Consider the following 14,261-nt stretch of genomic DNA (forward strand, 5'->3'; position numbering starts at 1 on the left):
GGAACGGCCGCCAAGGGAACGTCAACTCGAAGCGTGGGCAGGCACCACAGCCACAGGGGGTACGCCATGGCCGCAAGGCCGCTCGTCGCCAGGCAGCCGAACGAACGGCTCCAGGCGCTCATCCAGGAAGCGGGCTGTTCCAACGCCGGGTTGGCCCGGCGGGTCAACATGTGCGGCGCGGAGCACGGACTCGACCTCCGCTACGACAAGACGTCCGTCGCGCGCTGGCTGCGCGGACAGCAACCGCGGGGCCGGGCTCCCGCGATCATCGCCGAGGCGCTGGGGCGCAAACTGGGCCGTACGGTCACGATCGACGAGATCGGCATGGCCAACGGCAAGAACCTCGCGTCCGGCGTCGGGCTCCAGTTCTCGCCGACGGTCCTCGGGGCCATCGAGCAGGTCTGCGAGCTGTGGCGCAGCGACGTGGGCCGGCGGGACTTCCTGTCGGGGTCGTCCGTGGCCGCCTCCGCGCTCGTCGAGCCCAGCCGCGACTGGCTGATCTCGGCGCCGGACTCCCAGGTGGCCCGCTCGGCGGGGCCGAGGGTCGGTCTGGCCGACGTGGCGGCCGTGACGGCGATGACCCAGGCGCTCGTCGACCTCGACCACCAGTACGGCAGCGGGCATGTCCGGCCCGTCGTCGTGCACTACTTGAACAGCGTCGTCTCGGGGCTGCTGGCCGGCTCGTACCGGGAGGCGGTGGGCCGCGAGTTGTTCGCGGCGGTGTCCCGACTGACCGAACTCGCCGGGTACATGGCCGTCGACACCGGGCAACCCGGGCTCGCCCAGCGGTACTACATCCAGGCGCTGCGGCTCGCCCAGGCCGCGGGCGACCGCGCGTACGGCGGCTATGTGCTCGCCGCGTCCATGAGCCATCTCGCCGCACAGCTCGGAAACCCGCGCGAGATCGCGCAGTTGGCGCGGGCGGCGCAGGAAGGGGCGCGTGGGCGCGCCACACCGCGCGCGGAATGCATGTTCTACGCGGCGGAGGCGCGGGGGCACGCGCTGATGGGCGACGCGCGCGCCGCGCAGGCGGCGGCCGGACGGGCCGTCGAGGCGCTGGAGGCGGCGGACTCGTCGTCCGGGGACGACCCGACGTGGATCAGGCACTTCGACGAGGCGTATCTCGCCGACGAGTTGGCGCACTGCCACCGGGATCTCGGGCAGGCGGAGGCGGCCGCGCGGCAGGCCGAGGAATCGCTGGCCAGGCATCCCGAGTCGCGGGCCCGGCGGCGGGCGATCGGCTATGTGCTGCTCGCCACGGCGCAGGTGCAGCAGCGCGAGGTCGAGCAGGCGTGCCACTCGGGCCTGAAGGCCGTGGAACTGCTCGGGTCGCTGCGGTCGAACCGGGGGGCCGAGTATCTGGAGGACCTCCAGCAGAGGCTGGAGCCGTTCCGGGAGGAGGCGGTGGTCAGGGAGTTCGGGGCGCGGATGGAGCTCCAGGCGGCGTAACTCCTGCCGGAGGGGCCCCGGTCGTGCTGAGGCTCGTGCTGCCGGCGGGGCGGCCCGGTCGCCGCGCGGCCGGGGTTCGGCGGGCCGGGGTTCGCGGGGCCGGGGCCGGGGCGCTCGGTGGGGTGCGGGTGGTGCTGAGGTGGTTACGGGGAACCGGTAGCGTGAGGCGACGATTCCGCAAGTCCCCCGTTCGTAGGAGTCCCGGTGACGCAGAGTGGACAGGGCGAGGAGCCCTCGGCGCGGCCCGCGCGCGAAGGCATCGTGCTGCCCTCCGACGGTGGGGCGCCGCTGCACCCGAGCGAGTTGCCCCCGGCTCCCCTGCCTCCCGGCGCGTCGGCCCCGCGGTGGAACCAGGGCGGTCATGACGCGCGGGACGTGCGGGACCAGCCGCCCGCCGGCTCCTGGGGCGGCGCCCCCGAGTGGGGCGACCAGAGCGCTCGGGCAGGCGCCCCGCCGCTGCCCCCGGAGGGGCCTTCGCAGGGCGGGTACGGGGCCGAGGGGACTCAGACCGGCTACGGCACGGGCGGGCCGTCCCAGGCCGGGTACGGGGCCGAGGGGGCGCAGGCCGGGTACGGAAGCGACGGGTCGTCGCAGGCCGGATACGGAAGCGACGGGTCGTCGCAGGGCGGGTACGGAAGCGACGGGGCCGCGCAAGCCGCGTACGGAAGTCACGGGTCCCGGGGCGGATACGGAACGCAGGAGGCGTCCCGGGCCGGTTACGGGGCGGAAGGGACTTCGCAGGCCGCGTACGGGGCGCAGGGCGGGTCGCAGGGCGCGTACGGCGCGCCAGGGGCGGCGCAGGGGCTCTACGCGGGCGACGGGTATGCCGGGGGTGCTTCCGGGATGCCGCTGCCGCCGGTCGCGGGAGAGGTGTCGCTCGCGTCGGGCGGGGCGCCCGTGCCGTCGGCGCCGCCGCTGGACGAGGGCGCCACCCAGTTCCTTCCGCCGGTGCCGTCCGCCGGTCCGCTGCCCGGGGACGAGGCGGCTACGCAGTACATACCGCCGGTGCCCGCGGCTCCGGAGGCCGCCACCCAGTTCCTGCCGCCGGTGGGGCCGGGCGCGCTGCCGCCGGAGGCGTCGGCGGACGCGACGGCGTACCTCGGGCGGGTCCCGGACCACGGTGCCGGGCCCCTGCCGCCCACCGCGAACCCGGACGCCGAGCCCACCCAGTACATACCGCCGGTGGCCGCCCAGCCGCAGGCCCAGGCCCCGGACCGGCCCCAGGCGTACGGTGCGCCGCAGCAGCAGCCGGACGTGTTCGACAGCCTCTTCCGCAGCGAGCCCGCGGGCGCCGGACCTGCCGGGGCCACGCAGCAGATGCCGAGGATCGAGCAGCCGTACGGCGCGCAGGCGCCGCAGGGTCCCGGTGGTCCTGGCAGTCACGGCGGCCCCGGCGGCCCCGGTGGCCCCGGTGGTCCGGGTGGCCACGGAGGTCAGTCCGGGCGGGCCACCGCGAGACGTGACGGCGGGGGCTCGGGGGGCGGCCGTACGCGCTCCAAGGTGCCGCTGATCGCCGCCGTGGGCATCGGGATCGCCGTTCTCGGCATCGGGGCCGGAGCCCTGATGGCGAGCGGCGGCAAGGACGACCAGGGGCAGGGCGACGACAAGACCGTGACGGCGTCCGAGCCGTCGGCCGAGGAGTCGTCGGCCGAGGCGGCCGACCCGGCCAAGGAGCAGGCGGTCGCGCTGGACAAGCTGCTCGCGGACAGCGGCAACAGCCGCAACAGCGTGATCAAGGCGGTCGGGAACATCCGGTCCTGCACCAACCTGGGACAGGCCGCCACCGATCTGCGCAACGCGGCCAAGCAGCGCAACGACCTCGTCACCAAGCTCGGCGAACTGTCCGTCGACAAGCTGCCCGACAACGCCGCCTTGACCACCTCGCTCACCAAGGCGTGGCAGGCCTCCGCGTCCGCCGACAACCACTACGCCGCGTGGGCCGACCAGGTCGCCGGCAAGAGGAAGCTCTGCAAGCGGGGCCAGGCCCGCTCCACGCCCGAGACCCAGGCGGGCAACCAGGCCAGCAGCACGGCGAGCGCCGAGAAGACGAAGGCCGCGCAGCTGTGGAACGGCATCGCCGGCAAGTACGGCCTGACCCAACGACAGGCGGGCCAGCTCTAGGCCGGGTCCGGCCAGCGCCCCTCCTGGCCCGGCGGCCGTCAGGAGGGCAGGCCCCGGCCGGTCACAGCTCCGCGTCGACGAGGGTCTTCTCGACGTTCACGAAGCCCTCGCGGGCGGCGACCAGGCGGCCCTTGCGGACCACCTGGAAGGTGACCTCGGGGTTGATCAGGCGGGGGAAGCCGGCGGCGGCGATCAAATCCTCGAAGCGCCAGGTCAGCGGCGGGGTCAGCCCACCCGTGGTGACCCTCATCCCGTTGTCGAGGGCGTGGCGGATCGCCTGCGCGGTGACCTCGCGGTCGTCGATCCTCTCGATGACGGACGTCAGCACGGTGTACGCGATCCAGGTGGTCTGCACCCCGGGGTCCGCCGGGTCGATCCGGTTGTCGTCGAAGGCGTGCTCGCGGATCACCTTCTTCATCCGGTCCCAGCGCTTGTCGGTCTCCACCGGGTACCAGCCGGTGACGTACGTCCCCTCGTACGGCCCCGACCTGCCGCCGGTCGCGTCGACGAGGGACTGGTCGACGCTGCCGAGCACGGAGGCGGTGCGCACGGCGGGGTAGTCCTTGCGGTCCCGGCGGAACGAGTCCATGAACGTGGAGGTGCGGTCGCCGAGCGCGGGCACCACGCACCCCCGCTTCACCGGGTCGCCGGAGGCCCGCCGCAGCGCCTGCCGGGCGTGCTCCGCGTACTCGGTCGCGTCCTCGGCGGCCAGCTGGTCCTCGGCCCCCCGGTGGCCCCCGGAGCGCAGCCCCGAGTTCAGCAGCAGCGGAAACTGGTCGCCCGCTATGGAGTCGGGGCGGACGAGGGCCACGGGGCCGCAGGCGCGCGCGAGCTGCTCACCGAGGCCGGCCATGAGCGCGGCCTGGCCGCCGTTGACCGGGTAGGACAGGGCGCTGGAGAACTCGTCGTCCGTCACGCCGTAGCCGCCGATGTAGGGGATGCCGGCGGACTCCAGCGGGGCGAGGAAGGAGCGGCCGTGCTGGCTGTAGGAGCCGACGACGGCGACGGCGTCCTCCTTCGCCGCGCGGCGGGCGCACCGCGCGGCGCCCACGGTGTCGTTGTGGTCGTTGCAGGTGAGGACGCGCAGCTCACGGCCGTTGATCCCGCCGCCCGCGTTGATCCAGCGGGCGTACGCCTTGGCCATGGCGGGCATGCCGGGCTTGTTGGTGGCGGGGGTCTTCTCCGGCGCCCAGGTCATGACGGTGATGGGGCCGTCCCCCGAATCCCCCGTGACGCCGGACACGACCCCGCACCCGGCGGCGAGCGACGCGGACAGCGCCAGTGCGACGACTCTCGCGGTACCTGCCCGTTTCGTCCAGGTACGGCGGAAACCACGGGGACGGTGGGGCCTGGGACGGTCTACTGGGGTGCGTCGCCTGCCGGTCATGGCTCCGCACGATTCCGTCACATGACCAACCCGGGCGTGACGATCGGTCAACGGAAGGTGACCGGGAGGTGAATTGCGGGGAGCTACGATCGTATTTTCGAGAGAGTGCAGAGAGGAACGCGGGAGCGATGACCGTCCAAGGTTCGGAGACCTCTTCCCGTCGTGGGCGTCGCTCATCCACCATGGGCGGCATGCCACTGAACGACATGCCTTGGTGGCGCTGGCGCAGCAATGTGCGCTCCGCGCTGCACATGCTCTCCGATCCGGTGTTCCAGCGGGACGTCTGGCTGGCCGGCGTCGACGGCTACGGTGACGTCACCGACGCCGTGTACCGCCTGGTCGAGGACACCTGGCTGGACAACTGGTCCGCGGAAAAGTACGTGGGCGCGATCTTCCGCGACGCCCAGGAGGCAGCGCTCGTCGACACCGCCGTGCTGCGCGTACTGCGGATCATGCACCAGGTGGGGCCGGACGCCCCCGTCTCCGCGTACCTCGACCACCCCGCGTGGCCCGAGGCGGTCCGGGCGGCCCGCGAGGCCCATGTGCGCCTGACGGTGAGCGACGGCGAGGACCCGGACACACCGCCGCGCACGCTGGAGGTGCTGCGGATCATGACGCGGGCGGCGTAGCCGGTCCGTTCCGGTCCGCGGGACGATTGCCGACATGGGTACGCCATATGGGACCCTGTCGGGCATGAACGCGCAGCCCACTCCCGCCGCGGCGCCCGCCGACCAGTACGTCCTCACCCTCTCCTGCCCCGACAAGCAGGGCATCGTGCACGCCGTGTCGAGCTACCTCTTCATGACCGGCTGCAACATCGAGGACAGCCAGCAGTTCGGCGACCACGACACGGGTCTGTTCTTCATGCGCGTCCACTTCTCGGCGGAGGCCCCGGTGAGCCTGGACAAGCTCCGGGCGAGCTTCGCGGCGATCGGCGACTCCTTCCACATGGACTGGCAGATCAACCGCGCCGAGGACAGGATGCGCGTGGTCCTGATGGTCAGCAAGTTCGGGCACTGCCTGAACGACCTGCTGTTCCGGGCACGGATCGGGGCCCTGCCGGTCGAGATCGCGGCGGTCGTGTCCAACCACACGGACTTCGCCGAGCTGGTGGCCTCCTACGACATCCCCTTCCACCACATCCCGGTCACGAAGGACACCAAGGCCGAGGCCGAGGCGCGGCTGCTGGAGCTCGTCCGGCAGGAGAAGGTCGAGCTGGTGGTGCTCGCCCGGTACATGCAGGTGCTGTCGGACGACCTCTGCAAGCAGCTCAGCGGGCGGATCATCAACATCCACCACTCGTTCCTGCCGAGCTTCAAGGGCGCGAAGCCGTACCACCAGGCGCACGCCCGGGGCGTGAAGCTCATCGGGGCGACGGCGCACTACGTCACCGCCGACCTCGACGAAGGGCCGATCATCGAGCAGGAGGTCGAGCGGGTCGGCCACGGGGTGACCCCGGAGGAGCTCGTCGCGATCGGCCGGGACGTGGAGTGCCAGGCCCTGGCCCGCGCGGTCAAGTGGCACGCCGAGCGCCGCATCCTGATGAACGGCCGCCGGACGGTGGTGTTCGCGTAGCCGAGGGCACGGCGGAGTCGCGGGGCGGCCGCGGCGCATGCGTGATCGCTCGCGCGGTTCCCGGTCGTCTGCGCCCCGCACCCCGCCCCTGACCGGCCCGCCTCCCCGGCCTGTCCGGTCACATGCGGCTCATGGACGCCGCCGCGAAGAGGACGTCCCGGATGGCGTCGCGGTCGCCCGTCTGGCCGGCCGCGGCCTCCTCGGGAGGGACGTGGCCCGCGGCGAGCCGACAGAACTCGACGCCGTCGAGGGCGACGTGCGCGACCTCGTGCTCCGGGGAACCGACCGCGGCGGGGGAGTCCAGCGGGATGAGCCACTCGCCGCCGCCGGAACCCTCGATCTCCAGACGGAGACTGCGTCCGGGCGCGCCGACCGACACGAGATGGCGGCCCGCCGCGGGCGACCGTGACGCGAGGCCCGTGCGCCGGCGCTCGGCCAGCACCAGGGGCAGCATCCGGGCCGCGAGGTCGATCATCCCGTGCAGATGACGTCCCGAGGGCGCCGTGTACGGGTAGTCCACCGCCTCCGCGATGTCCTCCGCGTGGATCCAGCACTCGAACGCCCGGTCGAGCATCGCGTCCCGCAGCGGCAGCTCGAACCCGCCGTACGAGACGACGAGCCGCCCGGACCCCTCCGCGTCCTCGTGGCCGACGGCTTCCTCGGGGCCGCCGCCCCTGAACGACGTCGTACGGACGATGTCGTGGCTCTGCTCCCGCCAGGGCCCGCGGATCGCGCGGCCGGGCGGGAGGTGCGCGGCCTTCCAGTACGCCTCGGTGCGCGCGTCGGGAGCACGGCTGTCCGGGGCCGCCGCCAGGTGCTCCAGCGGGTCCTCCAGCCCCAGCGAGGTCGCCACGAGACCGTCGACGGTCAGCAGGTGCGCGATGACCCCGGCGACGGTCGTCCGCCGGGTCACCGGGCCGTCGCCCTCGAACCAGCGGAGCCGCACGGGCGCGTGCCAGTCGGTGTCGTCGATGTCCTGCAACAGCGCGTCGAGCCGGGCCGCCTCCGCGTCGTACGGCGCCGCCCAGGCCGGTACGGGGATACGGGGCGCACGGCGGTCCAGGCAGCTCCGCAGGACCCGGGTGCGCAGCGACGGGTCGAGGTCGAGGCTCTCCGGCGGGTGCAGCAGGCCCACGGCCTCCCGCAGCCGCCGCGCCTCGTCCGCGCACCCGCCGCACACCCCGAGATGCTCCTCCACGGCCGCAGCCTCGTCCCCCGAACACACGGCCAACGCCCACGCCCCGAGCAACGCCTTCAACACCCGGTGCTCCAGCACGAGGGGGGAGGGGCCGGGTACCGGCGCCGCGCCGGAGGCGTTCGTCGCGTCGTTCACGTCGTACCTCCGGGTTCGGGTGGGGTACCGGAGGGGCGGGTGTCGTGGGCCGTGGCGAGGAGTTGGAGGCCGAGGCGGAGGCGGCGGCGGGCCTCGTCCTCGGTGACGCCCAGGTCGGCCGCGGTCCGCCGGTAGTCGCGCCGCTGGAAGTACGCCAGTTCGAGTGCGGCCCGCAACGGCGTGGGCATGGCCTGCACTATGTAGTCGGCGCGGGCGGCGACCGACGCCTGGTGGACCTTGCGCTCCAGCTCCTCGGCGCTGCCCTCGCCGCCCTGCGCGAGCGCGGCGGTCTCGTTGGCCCGCAGCCGCTGCACGGCCAGCCGGTGGCTGAGTGCGGCGATCCACGAGCGCAGGGGCCCCTGCTTGGGGTCGTACGCCTCGGGGTTCTCCCAGATCCGGACGAACACCTCGCGGGTGATGCCGTCGGCGGCCCGCTCGTCGTCCAGGACGCGGTGGGCGAGACCGTGCACGAGCGAAGCGAACCGGTCGTACAGCTCACCGAGCGCGGCCGCCTCGCCGCACGTCAGCCGCTGCCGCATCCTCAGGTCCCACCGGGGCGGTGCGTCCTGCGTCGCCATACGGCCCCCTCACCCTGCTCTGGCCTGCGCCGTTCCTGTCGCGGGCCGTTCCGGCCGGCCCTTGGCCGAGCCGTCGTCCCGCACTGAGTCCCACCCGTGTGCACCGGCGTCCAGCCTGTGTCCGGTCCGTGCGCACCCGTGTGTCCAGCCTGCGTGCATCGGGTTCTCGAATGTAGTCGGCACCGCTGACCGCGCACGCCCCTTTATGGCAATGTGCGCCCCTCGTGGCGCCGAAGGTGGTAGAGGCCTCCTCCGCTGTGCTGTTCAGGCCGCCCACATGGGCGTCCACCGGTCCGCAGGGGTCCCGCGCACCGTTTCCGCCGCGCGAAAACGGCCACTCGGAACCGCACTTGTATCGATCTCAATCGCTTGTTGATCGGTTTTCGATCACTAACGACCGTACTCGATGTAAATCTCACCGAAAAGGCCCCTGAAATGGCTCGGTTGCCACGCGCTTTCGGCGGAGCAGGGGTGTTTCATGGAACGACGGCGGGGCAGCCGCGCAGCAGGAAGCGGTGTGTTGGCTTCCGGTTCGGCGACTGAGAGGCATCGCGGTGGAGTTCAAAGTGACCGACGGCGAGCAGGGTGAGTGGGCCGTGCTGCGGGTGTCGGGTGAGATGGATCTGGTGACCTCACCGGTGCTCCGTCAGCGGGTGCACGAGGCGGTGGCCGACGGCCGCCGCAGTCTCGTCCTCGACCTCTCGGGTGTCGTCTTCTGCGACTCCAGCGGAGTGGGCGTCCTCATCGCCACCCGCCGCCTCATGCGGTCCTGCCGGGGACGGCTGCGGCTGATCCTCCCGCCCGACGGCAGGGCGGGCGGTCCGACGGAGGGCGCGCACGTCAACCGCGTCATGGCCGCCCTCGGCGTCCGCCGTCTCTTCGACGTGCACCCGGACGTCACGTCGGCGGTGGCACCGGAGCCCGAGGGCGAGGCCGACGCCCTCTCGGCCTGATCACCACCGGCTCCACCGGCCCGTCCTCCCCGCGCCCACCCGTGTCCCGGGTGCCACACAGTTGTCCCGGAATTCCCGCAGTCTTGGTACAAGCGTCGCTTTCGCGCTCCGTACCGCGCGCGGACGTCGTACGCTCCGTGCGAGGAACACCGACAGGCATGGATCAAGCATTCCACTCGACGTAAGGCGGGCCCGAAAGAACATGGTCAGCAGCGAGTACGAGCGCCGGATCGCCGCCCGGTTCGCCACCTTCGACCAGGACGGCAACGGCTGGATCGACCGCGAGGACTTCAGCGCGGCGAGCAAGGCGGTGCTCAACGAGTTCGGCACTCCCGCCCGTTCGGACAAGGGCCAGGCCCTGTACGGCGGCGCGGAGGCCTTCTGGCAGGGCATGGCCGGGATAGCGGACCGGGACGGCGACCAGCGCATCACCCGCGACGAGTTCGTGAACGGCGCGGTCAAGCGGCTGCGCGACAACCCCGAGCGGTTCGCCGAGATCGCCCGCCCCTTCCTGCACGCGGCCCTCGCCGTCGCGGACGCCGACGGGGACGGCTCGGCCACGGTCGACGAGACCGCCCGCATCCTCAAGGCGCTCGGCGTGCCCGAGCACATCGCCACCGCCACGGCCGCCACCCTCGACACCAACACCGACGGGAAGGTCGACGAGGTGGAGGTCGTGACCGCGTTCGCCCGCTACTTCACCGTGCCGGAGTGATCACCGGAGGGGTCCCGTCCGATCGGGTCCGGTCCGGCATGGTCCTGTCCGTTGCTATCCGGTCCTATCCGGTCCGGTTCGTGACCCCTTCCGGCCGGTTCACGCATAGCGTTCGCGCAGTTTGTACTTGAGGACCTTCCGCAGGGTCTCGTTGCGCGGCAGGGCGTCCACGATCTCCACCTGCTCCGGCAGTTTGTGGACGGAGAGCCCTTCCGCGCGCAGATACGACGTCACCGCCGCCAGGGTCAGCGCCTCGGCCTCGGGCGGCTGTTCCAGGACCGCGCAGACCCGTTCCCCGCGTTCGGTGTCCGGCAGTCCGATCACCGCCACGTCCCGCACCCCCGGGTGGCGGTGCAGCAGGTCCTCGATCTCCTTGGCGGAGATGTTCTCGCCCTTGCGGATGATCACGTCCTTCAGCCGCCCGGTCAGCACCAGGTGCCCGCTGTCCGTCAGCCGGCCCAGGTCGCCCGTGACGAAGAACCCGTCCGCGTCGAACGCCGCCGCCGACTGCTCCGGGTCCAGATAACCGCGGCAGACGGCCTCTCCCCTCAACCGCACCTCGCCGTCGACGATCCGTATCTCCATCCCCTCCGGCGGACGCCCCTCCGTGGTCGCGAGGTTCTCCGCGGAGTCGTCCGGCGCCCCCATCGTGATCATCGGGACCTCCGTCATGCCGTACCCGTGGGTCAGCTGCACGCCCATCTCCCGTACGACGGAGTGGTAGAGCTCGGGCGGCTTCGGCGCGCCGCCGCCCGCGAGCAGCCGCAGCGAGGGGACGACCGGGACCCCCGGCTGCTTGCGCTGCTCGGTGAGGAACATCGAGTAGAACGCCGTCGACCCACCCGCGACCGTCACCCCGTGCTTGCGGTAGCCGTCCAGCGCGGCGGGCAGCGCGAAGTGCTCGAACAGCACGGCCGGGAACCCGTACAGCAGGAGCATCACCATGTAGTCCGGGCCGCCTATGTGCGCGTACGGGAAGGCGATCGAGCCCACGTCGTCGCCGGTCAGGCGGAGCGCGTGGGCGAGGCAGGAGCCACCCGCGATGAGGGAGCGGTCCGTGTGGAGGACGCCCTTCGGGTCGGAGGTGGTGCCGGAGGTCCAGTAGATCCAGCGTACGGAGGTGCCGTCGGCCGGCGGGGCGGGCAGGACCGCAGGATCGCCGTCCGGGAGGGCGTCGTACGCCTCGAAGACCCCCCGGGCACCCAGCCGCCGCGCCATCCCGGTGTGGTCGAACCCGCGCCACTCGCCCGGTACGGCGAAGAACTCCGCCTTCGACTCCCGGAGTGCGAAGCCGACCTCGCGGTCCCGGTAGAAGGGGATGACCGGGGACTGCACGGCACCGAGGCGGGCCAGGGCGAAGGACAGCAGGGCCGTCTCGATGCGTGTGGGCAGTTGCCAGGCGACGACCGTGCCGGGGCGTACGCCCCTTGCGTACAGGCCCGCCGCCACCCGTTCGGCGCGGGAGCGCAGCTCGCCGAAGCTCAGGGTGCGGTCGTCCTGGAGGAGGACGGGCCGGTCGGGGGTGAGCGCGGCGCGGCGGTCGAGGAGTTCCCAGAGGGTGCGGGACGTGCCGAGCGCGTGGGCGGTTTCGTTCACAGCGGCCCCCTGCCTGGAGGACTCGTCCATTGAGCTGACGAGCTGTCAGATAGTGGGCAGAGCGTAGGCCGGGGCGCCTTGTCGGTCCAGGGGTGTGCCACTAACCTGCTCGACAAGGATCTGACGGTCCATCAGATATGGGGTGTCAGTGATATCGAGTGGGGGATCCATGACCGAACTGCCCCGCATCATCAGCGTCGACGACCATGTGATCGAGCCCGCACACCTCTTCGAGACCTGGCTGCCGCGGAAGTACCGGGAGCGCGGCCCCCGACCGCTGACCGCCGGTATCGGCGAGCTCGCCTATGTCGCCGGGAAGTACCAGATCACGATGGACCCCGAGGGTCAGCCGACCGACTGGTGGATCTACGAGGACCTGAAGTTCCCGTACAAGCGCAACATCGCGGCCGTCGGCTTCGACCGCGACGAGATGACCCTGGAGGGCATCACCCGCGAGGAGATGCGGCGCGGGTGCTGGGACCCCAAGGCCCGGCTGGCCGACATGGACCTCAACCACGTCGAGGCCTCCCTCTGCTTCCCCTCGTTCCCCCGTTTCTGCGGGCAGACCTTCGCCGAGGCGCACGACAAGGAGGTCGCCCTGGCCTGCGTGCGCGCCTACAACGACTGGATGGTCGAGGAGTGGTGCGGCGACAGCGGCGGCCGGCTGATCCCGCTGTGCCTGATCCCGCTGTGGGACATCGACCTGGCCGTCGCCGAGATCCGCCGCAACGCCGCTCGCGGCGTCCGGGCCGTCACCTTCTCCGAGATCCCCACCCACCTGGGACTGCCCTCCATCCACTCCGGCTACTGGGACCCGTTCTTCGCGGTGTGCCAGGACACCGGCACCGTCGTCAACATGCACATCGGGTCCAGCTCCCAGATGCCCGCCGCCTCCCCCGACGCCCCGCCCGCCGTCCAGGCCTCGCTGTCCTTCAACAACGCGATGGCCTCGATGATGGACTTCCTCTTCAGCGGCGTCCTGGTGCGGTTCCCCCGCCTCAAACTCGCCTACAGCGAGGGCCAGATGGGCTGGATCCCGTACGCGCTCGAACGGGCGGACGACGTGTGGGAGGAGCACCGTGCCTGGGGCGGCGTCCGCGATCTGATCCCCGAGCCGCCGTCGACGTACTACTACCGGCAGATGTTCTGCTGCTTCTTCCGCGACAAGCACGGCGTCGCCTCGCTGGACGTCGTCGGCCGGGACAACGCGACCTTCGAGACGGACTACCCGCACGTCGACTCGACCTTCCCGCACACCAAGGAGGTCGCCCTCGACCATGTGAAGGGCCTCGACGACGAGACGGTCTACAAGCTCATGCGCGGCAACGCGATCCGCATGCTCGACCTCGACCTCGACAAGTGACGGGCGGCCCCCGGTCATGGATCTCGCGTACAGCCCCGAGGAGGAGGAGTTCCGGGCCGGGCTGCGGGAGTGGCTGGCGAAGGTCCTGCCCACCCTGCCGCCGAAGCCGTCCCCCGACGACTGGCCCGCACGGCGCGCGTACGACCTCGGCTGGCAGCGGACGCTGTACGACGCCGGGTACGCCCACGTCCACTGGGACGCCTCCCCGACCGTCCGGCTGATCTTCCTGGAGGAGACCGAGAAGGCCGGCGCCCCCTATGTCGGCGCCAACTTCGTCGGACTGCTGCACGCGGGGCCCACCATCGCCGCCGAGGGCACCGCCGAGCAGCGGGCGCGCTGGCTGCCGCCGGTGCTGCGCGGCGAGGAGGTGTGGTGCCAGGGGTTCAGCGAACCGGACGCCGGATCCGACCTCGCGGCGCTGCGCACGCGCGCCCACCGCGACGGCGACGACTATGTGGTCACCGGATCCAAGATCTGGACCTCCCACGCGGAGGTCGCCGACTGGTGCGAGCTGCTGGTGCGGACCGACCCGTCGGCGCCGAAGCACCGGGGCATCTCGTGGCTGGCCATGCCCATGGACGCGCCCGGGGTGACCGTACGGCCGCTGCGCACGCTCGCCGGGTCCACCGAGTTCGCCGAGGTGTTCCTCGACGAGGTCCGCGTCCCGGTCGCCAACCGGGTCGGCGAGGAGAACGACGGCTGGCGCGTGACCATGGTGACCCTGTCGTTCGAGCGGGGCACGGCCTTCGTGGGCGAAGTCGTCGCCTGCCGACGGGTGTTGGGGGAGGTCGCGGAGGAGGCACGGGCCAACGGGCGGTGGGACGACCCCGAGGTCCGGCGGCGGCTCGGACGGCTCAACGCGGAGTTCCGGACGCTGTGGCGGCTCACCCAGTGGAACGTCAGCGAGGCGGAGTCCTCCGGAGGGGTGCCGGGGGTGGGGGGTTCGGTCTTCAAGCTGAGGTACTCGCGGGCCCGGCAGGAGCTGTACGACGCGGCGGCGGAGGTGCTGGGGCCGGAGGGGGTCGATCTCGGGCGGGCGTGGGTGCTCGATCGGCTCAGTTCGTTGTCGTACACGATCGCGGCGGGGACGTCGGAGATTCAGCGGAACATCGTGGGCGAGCGGATTCTTGGGCTGCCGAAGTTGTGAGGGCGGGGCGCCTAGGGCGCGTTGCGAAAGTAGCGTCGTCTGCC

12 protein-coding genes are annotated in these 14,261 nt (G+C 72.2%); 8 read left to right on the top strand and 4 right to left on the bottom strand.

Annotated elements, in window-relative coordinates:
- The first annotated feature begins 66 nt into the window (after window positions 1-66).
- Both SMA5143A_RS25360 and SMA5143A_RS25365 read left to right on the top strand, forming a co-directional pair.
- Window positions 67-1,449: a transcriptional regulator gene (locus SMA5143A_RS25360; RefSeq protein WP_107465149.1), complete on the top strand. Its 1,383-nt coding sequence runs from the start codon at window positions 67-69 to the stop codon at window positions 1,447-1,449.
- Between the two features lie 204 nt (window positions 1,450-1,653).
- Window positions 1,654-3,570 carry a hypothetical protein gene (locus SMA5143A_RS25365; protein ID WP_107465150.1) on the top strand — a complete coding sequence of 639 codons (1,917 nt, stop codon included), beginning with the start codon at window positions 1,654-1,656 and terminating at the stop codon, window positions 3,568-3,570.
- A gap of 61 nt (window positions 3,571-3,631) precedes the next feature.
- Here the strand turns inward: SMA5143A_RS25365 and SMA5143A_RS25370 are convergent, their stop codons facing one another.
- A complete protein-coding gene (locus SMA5143A_RS25370; protein ID WP_107465151.1) occupies window positions 3,632-4,957 on the bottom strand; it encodes an ABC transporter substrate-binding protein in 1,326 nt (441 codons plus the stop codon).
- Between the two features lie 128 nt (window positions 4,958-5,085).
- On the opposite strand from SMA5143A_RS25370, the gene SMA5143A_RS25375 reads away from it, so the two are divergent.
- Together SMA5143A_RS25375 and purU are read left to right on the top strand one after the other, a co-directional pair.
- Entirely contained in the window at window positions 5,086-5,586 is a 501-nt protein-coding gene (locus SMA5143A_RS25375; RefSeq protein ID WP_107465152.1) for an SCO4402 family protein, read from the top strand.
- Between the two features lie 64 nt (window positions 5,587-5,650).
- Window positions 5,651-6,532, top strand: a complete 882-nt coding sequence (gene purU, locus SMA5143A_RS25380; RefSeq protein ID WP_107465153.1) for a formyltetrahydrofolate deformylase — start codon at window positions 5,651-5,653, stop codon at window positions 6,530-6,532.
- A gap of 118 nt (window positions 6,533-6,650) precedes the next feature.
- On the opposite strand, the gene SMA5143A_RS25385 is transcribed toward purU, so the two are convergent.
- Window positions 6,651-7,865 carry a zf-HC2 domain-containing protein gene (locus tag SMA5143A_RS25385; protein ID WP_107465154.1) on the bottom strand — a complete coding sequence of 405 codons (1,215 nt, stop codon included), beginning with the start codon at window positions 7,863-7,865 and terminating at the stop codon, window positions 6,651-6,653.
- A complete protein-coding gene (locus tag SMA5143A_RS25390; protein WP_107465155.1) occupies window positions 7,862-8,443 on the bottom strand; it encodes a sigma-70 family RNA polymerase sigma factor in 582 nt (193 codons plus the stop codon). Before SMA5143A_RS25390 ends, SMA5143A_RS25385 begins: the two co-directional genes overlap by 4 nt.
- Before the next feature lie 548 nt (window positions 8,444-8,991).
- Between SMA5143A_RS25390 and SMA5143A_RS25395 the strand changes: the two genes are divergently transcribed.
- Window positions 8,992-9,396 (top strand): STAS domain-containing protein, encoded by a 405-nt coding sequence (locus SMA5143A_RS25395; RefSeq protein ID WP_107465168.1) that lies wholly within the window; start codon window positions 8,992-8,994, stop codon window positions 9,394-9,396.
- A gap of 202 nt (window positions 9,397-9,598) precedes the next feature.
- Window positions 9,599-10,111, top strand: coding sequence for an EF-hand domain-containing protein (locus SMA5143A_RS25400; protein ID WP_107465156.1), 513 nt, complete (start codon window positions 9,599-9,601; stop codon window positions 10,109-10,111).
- Between the two features lie 99 nt (window positions 10,112-10,210).
- Here SMA5143A_RS25400 and SMA5143A_RS25405 read toward each other — a convergent pair whose 3' ends face one another.
- Window positions 10,211-11,707 carry a class I adenylate-forming enzyme family protein gene (locus SMA5143A_RS25405; RefSeq protein ID WP_107465157.1) on the bottom strand — a complete coding sequence of 499 codons (1,497 nt, stop codon included), beginning with the start codon at window positions 11,705-11,707 and terminating at the stop codon, window positions 10,211-10,213.
- 169 nt (window positions 11,708-11,876) lie between these two features.
- On the opposite strand from SMA5143A_RS25405, the gene SMA5143A_RS25410 reads away from it, so the two are divergent.
- Together SMA5143A_RS25410 and SMA5143A_RS25415 are read left to right on the top strand one after the other, a co-directional pair.
- Entirely contained in the window at window positions 11,877-13,070 is a 1,194-nt protein-coding gene (locus SMA5143A_RS25410; protein WP_107465158.1) for an amidohydrolase family protein, read from the top strand.
- Window positions 13,071-13,086: 16 nt separating this feature from the next.
- A complete protein-coding gene (locus SMA5143A_RS25415; protein WP_107465159.1) occupies window positions 13,087-14,217 on the top strand; it encodes an acyl-CoA dehydrogenase family protein in 1,131 nt (376 codons plus the stop codon).
- Window positions 14,218-14,261 lie beyond the last annotated feature (44 nt).

The sequence above is a fragment of the Streptomyces sp. MA5143a genome, from assembly GCF_900290235.1.
Taxonomy (GTDB): domain Bacteria; phylum Actinomycetota; class Actinomycetes; order Streptomycetales; family Streptomycetaceae; genus Streptomyces.